The organism is Paenibacillus sp. JMULE4, assembly GCF_013337105.1.
Lineage (GTDB): Bacteria > Bacillota > Bacilli > Paenibacillales > NBRC-103111 > Paenibacillus_G > Paenibacillus_G naphthalenovorans.
In genome coordinates this window covers 35,353-47,658 of record NZ_SGWF01000010.1, presented here as the reverse complement: position 1 = coordinate 47,658, position 12,306 = coordinate 35,353, and the positions used below count along the sequence as shown (strand labels likewise).

At 51.4% G+C, this 12,306-nt stretch carries 13 protein-coding genes; 1 reads left to right on the top strand and 12 read right to left on the bottom strand.

What is annotated here, in order from left to right; genetic code table 11:
• Positions 1-53: 53 nt before the first annotated feature.
• Both EXW96_RS02460 and EXW96_RS02455 read right to left on the bottom strand, forming a co-directional pair.
• Entirely contained in the window at positions 54-782 is a 729-nt protein-coding gene (locus EXW96_RS02460; protein ID WP_174349781.1) for a hypothetical protein, read from the bottom strand.
• Positions 766-2,031 (bottom strand): M48 family metallopeptidase, encoded by a 1,266-nt coding sequence (locus tag EXW96_RS02455; RefSeq protein WP_174349780.1) that lies wholly within the window; start codon positions 2,029-2,031, stop codon positions 766-768. The genes EXW96_RS02460 and EXW96_RS02455 overlap by 17 nt, the downstream gene beginning before the upstream one ends.
• 193 nt (positions 2,032-2,224) lie before the next feature.
• On the opposite strand from EXW96_RS02455, the gene EXW96_RS02450 reads away from it, so the two are divergent.
• On the top strand, positions 2,225-2,545 hold the full coding sequence (locus EXW96_RS02450; RefSeq protein WP_062408051.1) for a hypothetical protein: 321 nt from the start codon (positions 2,225-2,227) through the stop codon (positions 2,543-2,545).
• A 93-nt stretch (positions 2,546-2,638) separates the two neighbouring features.
• Here the strand turns inward: EXW96_RS02450 and hrpB are convergent, their stop codons facing one another.
• From hrpB to miaB, 10 genes are all read right to left on the bottom strand, one after another.
• On the bottom strand, positions 2,639-5,140 hold the full coding sequence (gene hrpB, locus EXW96_RS02445; protein WP_174349779.1) for an ATP-dependent helicase HrpB: 2,502 nt from the start codon (positions 5,138-5,140) through the stop codon (positions 2,639-2,641).
• A gap of 83 nt (positions 5,141-5,223) precedes the next feature.
• Positions 5,224-5,757, bottom strand: a complete 534-nt coding sequence (locus EXW96_RS02440; protein ID WP_062408049.1) for a chromate transporter — start codon at positions 5,755-5,757, stop codon at positions 5,224-5,226.
• A gap of 18 nt (positions 5,758-5,775) precedes the next feature.
• Positions 5,776-6,426 (bottom strand): chromate transporter, encoded by a 651-nt coding sequence (locus EXW96_RS02435; RefSeq protein WP_082660709.1) that lies wholly within the window; start codon positions 6,424-6,426, stop codon positions 5,776-5,778.
• Positions 6,427-6,697: 271 nt separating this feature from the next.
• Positions 6,698-7,120: a YmaF family protein gene (locus tag EXW96_RS02430; protein ID WP_174349778.1), complete on the bottom strand. Its 423-nt coding sequence runs from the start codon at positions 7,118-7,120 to the stop codon at positions 6,698-6,700.
• A gap of 218 nt (positions 7,121-7,338) precedes the next feature.
• The gene (locus EXW96_RS02425; protein ID WP_062408046.1) at positions 7,339-7,536 is read right to left on the bottom strand and encodes a YwbE family protein; all 198 of its coding nucleotides are present in this window, start codon (positions 7,534-7,536) and stop codon (positions 7,339-7,341) included.
• Between the two features lie 475 nt (positions 7,537-8,011).
• A complete protein-coding gene (gene nikR, locus EXW96_RS02420) occupies positions 8,012-8,461 on the bottom strand; it encodes a nickel-responsive transcriptional regulator NikR (protein WP_174349777.1) in 450 nt (149 codons plus the stop codon).
• Positions 8,462-8,592: 131 nt separating this feature from the next.
• A complete protein-coding gene (locus tag EXW96_RS02415; RefSeq protein ID WP_174349764.1) occupies positions 8,593-8,748 on the bottom strand; it encodes a hypothetical protein in 156 nt (51 codons plus the stop codon).
• Between the two features lie 62 nt (positions 8,749-8,810).
• Positions 8,811-10,166, bottom strand: a complete 1,356-nt coding sequence (locus EXW96_RS02410) for a cytochrome P450 (RefSeq protein ID WP_174349776.1) — start codon at positions 10,164-10,166, stop codon at positions 8,811-8,813.
• Positions 10,167-10,305: 139 nt separating this feature from the next.
• A complete protein-coding gene (locus EXW96_RS02405) occupies positions 10,306-10,749 on the bottom strand; it encodes a YlbF/YmcA family competence regulator (RefSeq protein ID WP_054818157.1) in 444 nt (147 codons plus the stop codon).
• 27 nt (positions 10,750-10,776) lie between these two features.
• Positions 10,777-12,255, bottom strand: coding sequence for a tRNA (N6-isopentenyl adenosine(37)-C2)-methylthiotransferase MiaB (gene miaB / locus EXW96_RS02400; protein ID WP_062408044.1), 1,479 nt, complete (start codon positions 12,253-12,255; stop codon positions 10,777-10,779).
• Between the last annotated feature and the right edge of the window lie 51 nt (positions 12,256-12,306).

Sequence of the window (12,306 nt, the reverse complement as noted above, 5' to 3'; positions counted from 1 at the left end):
AAGTTATACGGTAAGCGTTTGCAAGGCTATTTTTCGGGTCGGGGACCCTGTAATTAAAGCATGGCGGCTGCATTCATTCTCTCCTTCAGCCAGCGTTGGATGCAATCCGTCATTTTCTCCAGATTGGACACGCCTTCCCCAGAGACAAAAGGATCGTGGCGCCTGAAATAATCGGCATGGCCTCCGATTAAAGAAAGCTGAACACGGCTGGCCGGCGCGTACTTTTCCGGATTCCAGCGCCACCATCTTCCCGCCGCTTTTTCCCATCCTCCCCAACTGCCCATACGGGTCACGGGGTCCGTCCTGCGGCCATCCCCGCCGAATCTGATATAGAGCGTGTCCTGCCGATCTTCAGGATGCACAGCACACTTAGGCGAACCGATTTGAATAATGAAGTGCCTGAGATCATCTTTTTCAGCGTAATCCTGCAGCAAAAGGCGGGACGCATGCGCTGCTGCCACTCCGCCCCCGCTATGACCGATGAACACACGAATTCCGCGAAATGCCGCATGGCCTCTGCTAACCTCTTGCGCTGCCCGGCGTCCTCCGACAGAACGTGCAAACTGTTTAGGGCCAAGCGCCGTATCGTGGGTAATCTCGAGCATTTGGGCAGCCGCTTTGCGGCTCCAATCCCCGTACGGGAATAAAAGCTGCGAGGTCGCGGACAAGCCCGCTTTTATCATCCGTCTGCTTAGCTCATACCGGAAGTCTTCCATAAAATCCGGTGACGTGGACATTCCGCACATCAAGTATAGCTGCAGCTCCTTATTTTCTTTCTTCATGAATCCGAACACCTGCAATGCGTTCCATCAAGCTTGGATGGGTGGACCGGAACAGCTTCACCAGCAGCGGCGGATTCATTTCACTAAGAGAAGCTGCGGCAAGCTTCTGGTACATTGTCACCGCTCCTTCCGTACTGCCGATTAAACGAATCGCATACTCGTCAGCCGACCGCTCCGCCTGTCTGGATATGAAATTGGCCGCAGGACTGAAGGCAAAGGAAAGCAGGGAAATAATGAGCAGCAGTACCGGAAGGGCGGCAGCATCACCCGCTTTTCGAATGCCCCATCGAGAGCCCCACCGCCGAATCATCGCCTTATAGAGCATGCTGCCGATCCAAAGCAGGAAAAATGAGGAGGCAACGGAACCCAAAGCACTCCACTCCAAATGGTGCATCGCATAATGACCCATCTCATGAGCCATGATCAGCAGAATCTCATTCTCGTCCAGCCTCTGCAGCGTCGTATCCCAAAGCACAATCCGCAGGCTGGAGCCGATCCCGTTGACATAAGCGTTCAGCGCATTCGTCTTCTCCGACACCTTCACTTCATACACCCTGTGCGCCGGAATATCCGCTTTATCCGCCAAAGCTAAAATTTTCTGCTCGAGCTGCGGGTTGGAAAGCCGGTTAAACTCGTTGTAGAGCGGATCAATAACCACGGGCTGTATATACATCAGAAAGAGAATGAACGGCACGGACAACAGCCACAGCTTCAGCCACCAGCGTCCTCCGCGGCGAATAAAGAAGAATGCGACGGAAGAGACAAGCGCCAGCATCACATAATGGATCGAGAATGAAACCGCATTGTCCCGGATCCAGCTCCAGACCGCTTGGGTCGATACGCCGTAGTAACGGGCCAGGGCGTATCCGGCCAATCGAAGCGGCAGCAAAGCGGCAAAAGAAACAAGGCTCAGCCAAAGCACGAATACAGGAAACCGGACATAACCCGGCATGGCTGTGTGCGCCAGCTTCTCCTGCCATCGCGCGGCAGTACCGGTGAACAACAGCACGAGATAAATCGCCCATTCCCAAGGATAACCGATAAAAAAGAGCCAATTGCGGAGTACGGAATAAACCTCGCTTTGCTGCAGCTGAGTTTCCGTCAAAAATGTGGCGGGATCTGCGGCGGTTCCCTTAAGGGCATCCGGGATCTGATCGCCTGAAGCCAGCCACAAATAGATGCCAATCAAAATGGCATACAGAGCGAATAACCCGAAATATATAGTTAAAAACCTGGATTTAAACGCCATATCGTCTCCTTTTATCCATTTTATTACTAATTATATCGCTCTCTGAAGAAAATGCCTAATCCCATGAAAACAGCTCCGGACCCGGTGCTCGACCAAGGTCCAGTTAACGAACCGTCTTCGGACGGTTTTCAGCCAGCCGCCTTTCGTTTACAATAAAAACAAAGACAATCCGTAAAAGGACGGGGGAACAGCGATGAAATGGAATATAAAAAGCGTGAGCGGTGCCGTTATGATCGTGATCGGGGTTTGGGGATTAATCGCTTGGGGCGGATTGGCCGCTCTGCTCGCTTATCTGGTCGCTCTGGTGATGGTCGGCTTCGGCTACAAGCTGTGGATGGAGGCGGATTCCACTTTGAAAAAAGTCTGCAGTGCTCTGATGATGGCCGCCGGGGTCGGACTGATGCTGTATTGGCTGTTGAAGCTGCTCAATTTGGTGATTGCCGCAGTGTTGATCTATTTGGGTTGGCGGCTTCTGCGCAGCGGCCAAACGAGATCGAATGTTTTCCGCTATTAGCATAAAGCAAGCCGCCCGGGAGATCCGGTGCGGCTTTTCCTATGTCCTTTGCGATGGGGCAAATTCAGGTATCATCCATAACAGCCGCCGGGCTTATGCCTGGTTTCGCGGCTTGGCGCGATGCGTCGGAATGGCGGCGAGCGGATCATCCGGCCAATAGTGCTTCGGATACCGCCCCTTCAAATCTTTCTTCACTTCAAAATAAGCCTCCCGCCAAAAGCTTGCTAAATCCCTCGTCACTTGTACGGGGCGTTGCGCCGGGGACAGCAGGTGCAGCACAAGGGGCACTTTCCCCCCTGCGATACGCGGCATCTCCTGAAGTCCGAACAGCTCCTGCAGGCGTACGGCCAGGACAGGTGCGTCGGGATCGCTGTAATCGACAGGAATGCGCGAGCCGCTCGGCACCACGATATGTGTCGGGACACTCTCATCCAAGGCTTGCTTCTGCGGCCACGACAGCATGGATTCGAGCGCAGCCGTCAGATTCACCCGCTGAAGATCGTCTCGGCTTCTCATGCCATACACATGCGGAGCAAGCCAGTGTTTCAGGCCGGCGATAAGACCGGACTCCGATACGTCAGGCCAATCGGGATGATGCCTCTGCATGTAACCCATACGCTGACGCAGCTGTTTGGCCCCTTTGGTCCATGGCAGTATGATTAAGCCTTCCTCTGCGATTCCGTCAAGCAATGCCTCCAGCCATTTATCCGGATCCGGGTTTGACAGAGGTTCCTCCCGCAAAACCAGCGCTCCGAGCCGATCGCACCGTCTTGACCTAACCGACTGGGAACCGCCATCCCAGGCGACCGTATCTTCCGTTACGATACGTTCCGCATGATGTCTGTATATGACATCCGCATCCAACGGAGCCGCCAAGTGAATTCGGCTCTCCGCTCCTTGATCATCAAGCTCGGCCGCAACTGCATAAGGCGCATAAGATAAGGGCTGCTGTGTTCCGAAGACGGCCCCCCGACCGCTGCTGAGCAAATAACGTCCGCCGCCTCTTCTTTGTGCTATCCGGTCCGGGTAAGCGTAAGCGAGCAGCCAGCCGCACGCTTCGGCATTTGCCGCTTCCTGCTGCAGCGGTAATCCGAGCGACTGCTTCCAATGCTTGGCTTCCACCTTCACTCTTTGCCTGATCGAGGGGTCGACCGTAACCCCGGCAGGAAGTGCCTCCGGGCGGGCCAGCGCTTCCACGCGCAGCCTCAAATCCGCATCGGGAACGCCGGCCTCAAAGCGCAGCATGTCCCGTTCGCTAAGCAGCGCCGCAAGTTCGCAAGCCAGCCCTCCATAGCCCAAAGGAATCGCCTGAAGCACCATATGCCCCAATCTGGGCGTCATCCCGAGCTCCACCATCCGGCGTCCGTAAGCCGTGATCGCTCCCGCTGCATCGAGTGCGCCAAGCTGCTTGAGCAGGTTGCGGCCCTGCGAGTAAGCAGCGGCCGGCGGCGGATCCAGCCAGGATAGCTGTTCCGGATCGGACACGCCCCAGGCGGCCAGCTCGAGCGCCAACGGAGCGAGATCGGCTTCCAATATTTCCGGCGTTGTATACTGCGCGAAGTTTCTCTCTTCCTGTTCCGTCCACAGCCGAAAGCATAGACCGGGTGCCTGACGGCCCGCCCGTCCGCACCGTTGATCCGCTGAAGCGCGGGAAACGGGCACCGTCTCAAGCCGGGTCATTCCTGTACGCGGCGAGAAGCGCGGCACCCGCATCAACCCGCTGTCCACAACTATCCTTACCCCTTCCACGGTGAGGCTGGATTCGGCGATCGACGTCGCCAGTACAATCTTGCGTTCGCCGGGACCGCATGGCGCCACCGCGCGATCCTGCGCTTCCTGCGGCATTTGGCCGTACAGCGGCGCCACTCGGATATTAGCTCCCAAGTTCATGCTGGCCAGAAGACCTTCTACCCGCCGAATCTCGGCAGCACCCGGAAGAAAGACCAGAAGATCGCCTTCCCCTTCCGACAGCCCGCGGATGATTTCCCTTACGACCAAAGGTTCTATTCGTCCTTCCGGCCGACGGCTCAAGTATCGGGTCTCCACGGGAAAGCTTCGGCCTTCACTGACGATGACCGGCGCATTATGCATCAGCGCGGCTATGGGCGCGGCGTCCAATGTGGCGGACATCACCAGCAGCCGCAAATCCTCACGAAGAACAGCCTGGGCTTCCAGACATAAGGCCAGTCCCAGATCGGCCTGCATGCTGCGTTCATGATACTCGTCAAAGATGACGAGTCCTACCCCTTCCAGGGAGGGGTCGCTCTGCAGCATACGGGTCAATACCCCTTCGGTGATGACTTCGATTCGCGTTTTGGTACTGACGTTTGTATCCGAACGCACCCGGTATCCGACGGTCTCTCCCACCTGCTCTCCAAGCATCGCAGCCATGAAGCGTGCAGCGGCCCTTGCGGCCAAACGCCGGGGCTCCAGCATAATGATCTTGCGGGAGCCAAGCCAAGGCTCGGAAAGAAGCTCAAGCGGTACGCGGGTCGTCTTCCCTGCCCCCGGCGCTGCAATCAGCACCGCGTTAGTATGCGTTTTTAATTTGCCCTTCAATTTCGGAAGGATCGATTCTACAGGCAGTTTCAACAATGAGCATCACTCCGATAATCCAACAATCCAACCCTCATTGTACCACAAGCAGAAGCAAGAAAAACGTATTCATTCAGTTATTGTTAAAAGAATGCGATACCGAGCAGTCCTGACAAGACGATCACCGCAAACGGGTGCATCCGGTATTTCAGCAGCGCAATAATACAAAGCGCCATGATAATCAAGGTACCGGCTGTTTGCCAGGAAAGCAAACCGGAACCACCGTTCGGTATGCCAAAGTGAATCGCTGCGTAAATGATCATTCCCGTCACTACAGGCTTTAATCCGTAAAACGTCGCTTTCACCCAATCGGCCTTTTGCACTTTATAAAAGAAAGCGGAAATCAGAATGATAAGCAGCAAAGAAGGAAGAATCATTCCCAGTGTGGAAACCGCCGCTCCGGCGAGACCGGCCGTTTTATAACCTATTAAGGTTGCGCTGTTGGTGGCAATCGGTCCAGGCGACATCCCCGCAAGTGCCACCAGTTCGGAAAATTCCTTTTCGGAAATCCACCCGTATTGAAGAACTTGATGACGGATGACAGGGATCATCGCATAGCCGCCGCCAAACGATACGAACCCGATTTGCAAAAATACATAAAACAAGCTCCAAAGCATAGGGGACACCCCGATCCGTCAAATCCCGTCGGCTATATAATAATCCGCATATTTATAGCCCGTAGATGTCGTAGTTGCTGCAGCTTCTTTATTGTAGCGCACAACAACCCCAAGTTTGTTTTTAATAAGAACAAGTAAATGTCCGATGATGAGCCCGGCGACAATGACAAGCAGAGGGGACAAATGAAACACCAGCAGCAGGACGACCGTACATGCTGCCGTGACCAATGTCGTTCGATCCACCACGGACGATTTGCCCATGTTGTATGCCGAGATGATAATTAACGCCGCAATCGCGCCTTGAATGCCTTGAAATGCCGCAGTTGCTTTTGGATAATCAACCACCTGGCTGAAGCCAAGGCTCAATAAGAACACGATAACGAACGTCGGCAGTGTCATGCCGGCTACCGCCGCCGCAGCTCCCGGAATTCCCGCCAATCGGTACCCGATGAATGCGGCTGCGTTGACCCCGATTCCTCCCGGCGCCGACCCGGCCACCGACAAGACTCCACTCATCTCATCCTGCGTAATCCAGTGCCGCTTATTGATGACTTCCCTCTCGATGGCTGGAATCATCGCGTATCCGCCGCCAAAGGTGACAGGGCCGATTTTGAAAAATGTCCAAAATATATTCGCCCATTGGTTGAAAGTATGTTTCCGGCTTTTCACGAGACTCCCTCCCCGCTTTCCAATATCGTACCTCTATTATACCTAACTTTATTTCAATTTGGAATAATCAATTCGTCTATTTTTGGAATGACGCCAATAAAAATGAAACTTTCTTTCAATTTTATTTCAAATAAATCGTATATAATCTATTTTATCTAGAGTTTTATCCATAATGGAATAATGTAGGTAAGCTCATCAGAATACACTGAATTCGCCGGAATTAAAAAAGACTCGGCCCATGAGCCAAGTCTCTTCTTTCAACACTATATCCTTACCCCTCTGCAGGTTCGTAGCCGAGTCCGGTTCCGGTAAATCCCTTAAATTCATGGGTATGCGGTTTTATCCGGCTTACCGTAACATAATAGCCTTTTTTGAACTCAAAAGGTTCCTCGTCAACAATAGCGTCTATGTCATGATAATGCGAGCCGTCCGGCAGCGGGATTGCGCAACCTGTCCTTCCGATGAAACGATGAAAGTGTCCGACAGCTACTGAAGTATGACCTTGATATGTATGCACATGCTGATCCGTCGCGCTTCCGTTGACCGGATAAGTAAAAAATTCGACGAGATGGACATGGCCAAGCACGAGTGAGGACCATCCCTGAAACAAATGGGCATGCGAAGGTGGTCTTTCCGGATACAACGGCAGTCCATTGCAATGATCCAAAGAGGCTGATCCAAGTCCTTTGCTCATTTGCCCTTTTTACCTGCTATCCAGAAAGCTAAAATCACAAGAGGAATCAAAATAAACCAGGGAATGTTGATTGTACTCCGTGTGATCCATGCGAAGACAAAAACAACAATGAAGCCGATCACAAGGTACAGACACCCTCTGCCGAACGTTTCCATCCGCAAACTCTCCTTCCCTCTGCTGTTTTCATTGTACGCGGGAAGGCTGCAAACTATTTCTATTCAGGGCTTGATGATTTGCTTGACTCGTCCGACTTGGCCGTCTGTCAGCCTCACTTTAATGCCATGCGGATGCACAGATGACTTGGTCAGCAGATCCTTTACGATTCCGCGGGTCAGCTTGCCTGTTCGCTGATCCTGCTTCAGCACAATATCCACTTCCGCACCTGGCGCTATATCTTTACGATTACGTCCGTCCATTGCGTTTACTTAGCCTCCGGCAGAGCAAGCCAGCCATTAAAGATCGCATAGTAAAAGAAGAAGGCGCTAATGAATCCAAGAGCTATGAAAAGAAATCCCAAGGTCTTTTTTTTCTGAAAAAATAGAACAAAGGAAACACTGAAGAAAGAACCCATCACAATCAAGCAAAGCAGCAGTATGATTGTCGCCATGTAACGTATAGACCCCTTTCGGTTGCGGATAGCTGATTTTTGCTTTTGTCTATCAAAATACCACAATTCCGTTCGAAAAAATACTTCGTCCTGCGTTATTCGATGACAAATTTATGAAAGAAGCAAGAGGATTTTTTCCTAGTGTCCCCTTCTTCACCTATTCTGCTCTTAGCCGACAGCCCGTCAGCCGAACCTCCTTTGCTCCATTCATGGAGCCTACCCTATTTTCATCCCGCGTTCGTAACAAATGAGGACCCGGTTAACGATAACTCCGGGTCCTTGATTTATGTATGCTGATGCTTTGATCCGGTTGATCCGTGTTCATCCACGTAAGTAACGGATAACTCCGCGTATAAAACGCCCTTTTGCACCTGAATTTTTTGCTTTAACTCTCTTAATTCGGAAAGATTGCCGCGGACAGCGATAATCTCCAGACATTGGTCGTGGTTCAAATGCACATGCATTGTCGAAATAATAAAATGATGATAATCGTGCTGCAGCTCCATCAAATATAAGGGGAGATCCGTCACATGATGATCGTACACCATCACAATCGTTCCCGCCACAAGCTGATCCCCCGGCAGCCCCCCGGGTTCAAGGAGCACTCTTCTCACCAAATCCCGTATCGCTTCAGATCGATTGGTGTAACCTTGGTCCGTAATGTACTGGTCAAACTGCTTAATCAATTCCTCCGGCATCGATACGCCGAACCGGGTTAAAACGTCTTTTTCCACCGGGATTCACCTCATCTCACATCACGCTTACCGCTATATTGTAACACAACTGTCCGACAAGATGAATTCCGGGGACTTTTCCCCCACCCATTCAAAGACCCTCAAGTCTCGAACCGGAGAAGGGTCCATTTTTAGGTTTGCTCTACTTCGTATTGCAGGTCGTTCAGCTCTTCCAATAGCTGCTGTTTCTCCGTTTCCGTGAGAATGGAGTGGGCATTGATTTCATCCATCAGAGCCTTAAGCTCGGCCTCATTGTTCGGGTGTATCGTAAATCTGACGAGATCCACAACAAAGCCTCCTTTCAAGTCTAAATTTACTGTAAAAAAAGCATATCCGCTTTTCCCGTATTTTATTCCTTTCTTGCTGTCACCACCATTTTCAGGCCGTTCTTAGGTCGAAGTGTCACAAGGGGTTCCGGCCGCACCTCGTGGTGATCGGGCGCTAACCGCAGCTTGTAACGGCTCCCGATGGTTGCAAGAAGCAGCGTAGCTTCCATCAGAGCGAAATGATTGCCGATGCACACCCTTGGACCGCCGCCAAAAGGAAAATAGCCAAACTGAGGAATTTGCTTGAGCAAGTCCCCTTCAAACCGCTCCGGAAGAAACCGGTCTGCCTCCTCATAATATTTGGGGTTCCGGTGCATGACGAATTGGCTCATCATCAAGGTGTCGCCTGGCTTGTAAAGGCGTCCGCCAATCTCAACCTCCTTGACCACTTGACGGTTCACGGCCCAGACGGCAGGGTACACCCTCATGGACTCCCAGACGATCTGCCGGGTGTACTTCAATTGGTCTATATCGTCATGTGTCGGCCTGCGGCCGCCCAGCACACGATCCAGCTCTTCATGAAACTTCTGCTCCGCTTCCGGATTCTGAGAAAGCAAATACCAGGTCCAGGACAGCGTGTTTGCCGTCGTTTCATGTCCAGCCAGGAAGATCGTCATCACCTCATCGCGAACCTGCTTATCACTCATCCCCGTTCCCGTTTCTTCGTCCCTGGCCTTCAACAGCATGGACAGCAAATCTTCTCTGTTGGCATCGGGCTTTTTGCGCCGCTCTTCAATAATATTGAAGATGACACGGTCCAGCGTTTGGGCCGACCGCTTAAACTCCACATTACTCTTGGTCGGAATGGATTCCGGAATATCCAAAAACGACGAGGCTTTATGGCTGACATATTTCATCCCGACTTCAATCGCACGGCCGATTTCGTTTATACCGCTTGTAATACCTGTTCCAAACATCGTATGGGTGATGATATCGAGCGTCAGCTGCATCATGTCCTCCGTTACGATGCGCGTCTCGCCGGGCCGCCAGGTCTGCAGCATGTGTTCCGTATAGTCCACCATCGCTTCCGCATACTGGCCGATCCGATCCTTGCGAAAGGAAGGCTGCAGCAGCCTTCGCTGCCGCATATGCTTTTCGCCTTCGCTCGTGAGAATCCCTTCCCCCACAACCGCTTTGGCCGTTTGCAAGCCCTTCGCCTTATGAAATGCGTGCTGCTTGGTAAGCAGAATGTCCTTGATCTGCTCCGGGTCACTGATCAAATAGACATGACGGGACGGCCCAAAGCGAATATACACTACATCTCCGTATTCGCGCTGTACTTTCGTCAGAAAACCCAAAGGGTCTTTTCGAAACGCAAACAAATTACCCGAAAAGGGCAGCCCCTTAGGACCCGGTATAGGATTCATCGTCGTTGACATTTTCGTACTCCTTCCACTTTTTTTCTCAATAGTATCCATTTTCCGCTCCAATCATATACCAGACTCTGTAAAATAAAAAGACCGACATGCGCCCTATGACAATGCACAATCGGTCCTATAGTTACATCTTGGTTATATCTTAGTCACTGCAGGAGGAGCTGGTTACCGTTCCTTGCTCAACCGTGATCGTTTCTGAAATCGTATCTCGAATCACTGTCATTACAAGCTGAAGCAGATAGTTGATATCCTCCTGAGACTGCTTGAACTCACTTACGATCGGAATCGCGTCAAGCTCATTTTGCAGTTCCTCGATTTCCTTCTCGATTTTGTCCACCATTTTCTGATTCTGGAAAGTCTCGAAAGCTACGATTTCCTTCTGCTTTTTCTTAATGGCGCTGATCAGTGACTGGATATGATCGTTATTGGCGATCTGCTTCTCAGCCTTTTGAAAAAACTGAACCTCGTTGGAAGTAGACAAAAGTGCCGCAAGCTCCTTCGCTTTGGCCATAATATCCTCACGGACGATTAGATCCTTGTTGTGGTACAATTCCATGCCGCAATTCGTATATTTTTGCTCCGCCATATGCGTCACACGCCCCTAATCTTTAACTTAATGAACTATCGCTTCCTGCACCCATTCGCCTTTGATATAGAACGTCGGGGTTTCTGTAATTTTCACTTGCACAAACTTTCCGATCAACTCCTTCGGCCCTTCAAAATGCACCAGCTTGTTCGTACGCGTGCGGCCGGCCAATACGTTCGGATTGTTTTTGCTCTCGCCCTCAACCAACACTTCAAGCGTTTGGCCCTTCAGCTTCTCGTTGCTGGCCTTACTGAATTCATTAAGGACATTGTTGAGGCGGTATAATCGTTCTTTTTTCACTTGAAGAGGAACATTATCTTCCATATCCGCAGCGGGCGTACCTTCCCGGGGAGAATAAATGAACGTAAACGCGCTGTCAAAGCCAACTTCACGCACAAGCGAAACGGTTTCCTCGAATTGCTCCTCGGTTTCGCCGGGAAAACCCACGATAATATCTGTCGTCAAGACGACATCGGGGATTGCTTTCTTGATTTTGCTCACCAGCTCCAAATAACGCTCACGCGTGTACTTGCGGCTCATTCGCTTTAAAATTTCGTTGCTTCCCGATTGCACCGGAAGGTGGATATGCTCCATCAGGTTGCCTTTCTTAGCCAGCACCTCGATCAGGTGATCGTCAAAATCGCGCGGATGCGAGGTAGTGAAGCGGACCCGCGGGATATCTATTTTACGGATATCGTCCATCAAATCCCCAAAACGGTAATTGGAATCTTCAAAATCCTTCCCGTATGCATTTACATTTTGGCCGAGCAGCATAATCTCCTTAAAGCCCTGCCGCGCCAAATCGCGTACCTCTGCAATAACATCTTCCGGACGGCGGCTTCGTTCCTTTCCGCGCGTATACGGCACGATACAGTAAGTACAGAACTTGTCGCAGCCGTACATAATGTTGACCCATGCTTTGATTCCTTCGCGCTTCTTAGGCAGGTTCTCGATGATGTCGCCTTCCTTGGACCATACCTCAACAACCATCTCTTTGCTGAACATCGCTTCTTTCACCAGAACAGGCAGGCGATGGATGTTGTGCGTACCGAAAATCAGATCAACGAACGGATGCTTCTTGAGAATGCGGTTCACCACCGCCTCTTCTTGAGACATACAGCCGCAAACGCCGAGCAGCAGCGACGGTTTCTCCGTCTTCAGGTGCTTCAAGTGGCCGAGCTCGCCGAATACCTTATCTTCCGCGTTCTCCCGAACGGCGCATGTATTCAGCAGAATAATATCCGCTTGCCGGCGGTCCTCGGTCGCTCGATAGCCCATCTGCTCAAGCAAGCCCTTGATCGTCTCCGTATCATGCTCGTTCATTTGACAGCCGTACGTTTGAATCAGATAATACTTGTCCTTCCCGAGCTCACGCAGCTCTTCGGGGATGTTGAAATCGTAATGAACCTCAATGTCTTCTTTCCCTCTTTTTTTGGCGTCTGTGAGAGAAGGAGGCTGAAAATATATCGAATAATCTTTCTCGGATTTTTGTTTTGTCGTCGTCATTCCTCGAATTCCTCCTGAACTGCAATTTGCCGCGAAGATCATACCCTTTAT

Excerpts from the sequence above, each read along its gene's own strand:
- EXW96_RS02430 (WP_174349778.1), bottom strand. The coding sequence starts at position 7,120 with ATGAGCAAAGGACTTGGATCAGCCTCTTTGGATCATTGCAATGGACTG.
- EXW96_RS02460 (WP_174349781.1), bottom strand. The coding sequence starts at position 782 with ATGAAGAAAGAAAATAAGGAGCTGCAGCTATACTTGATGTGCGGAATG.
- EXW96_RS02440 (WP_062408049.1), bottom strand. The coding sequence starts at position 5,757 with ATGCTTTGGAGCTTGTTTTATGTATTTTTGCAAATCGGGTTCGTATCG.
- EXW96_RS02410 (WP_174349776.1), bottom strand. The coding sequence starts at position 10,166 with ATGTCAACGACGATGAATCCTATACCGGGTCCTAAGGGGCTGCCCTTT.
- EXW96_RS02455 (WP_174349780.1), bottom strand. The coding sequence starts at position 2,031 with ATGGCGTTTAAATCCAGGTTTTTAACTATATATTTCGGGTTATTCGCT.
- EXW96_RS02405 (WP_054818157.1), bottom strand. The coding sequence starts at position 10,749 with ATGGCGGAGCAAAAATATACGAATTGCGGCATGGAATTGTACCACAAC.
- miaB (WP_062408044.1), bottom strand. The coding sequence starts at position 12,255 with ATGACGACGACAAAACAAAAATCCGAGAAAGATTATTCGATATATTTT.
- EXW96_RS02450 (WP_062408051.1), top strand. The coding sequence starts at position 2,225 with ATGAAATGGAATATAAAAAGCGTGAGCGGTGCCGTTATGATCGTGATC.
- EXW96_RS02425 (WP_062408046.1), bottom strand. The coding sequence starts at position 7,536 with ATGGACGGACGTAATCGTAAAGATATAGCGCCAGGTGCGGAAGTGGAT.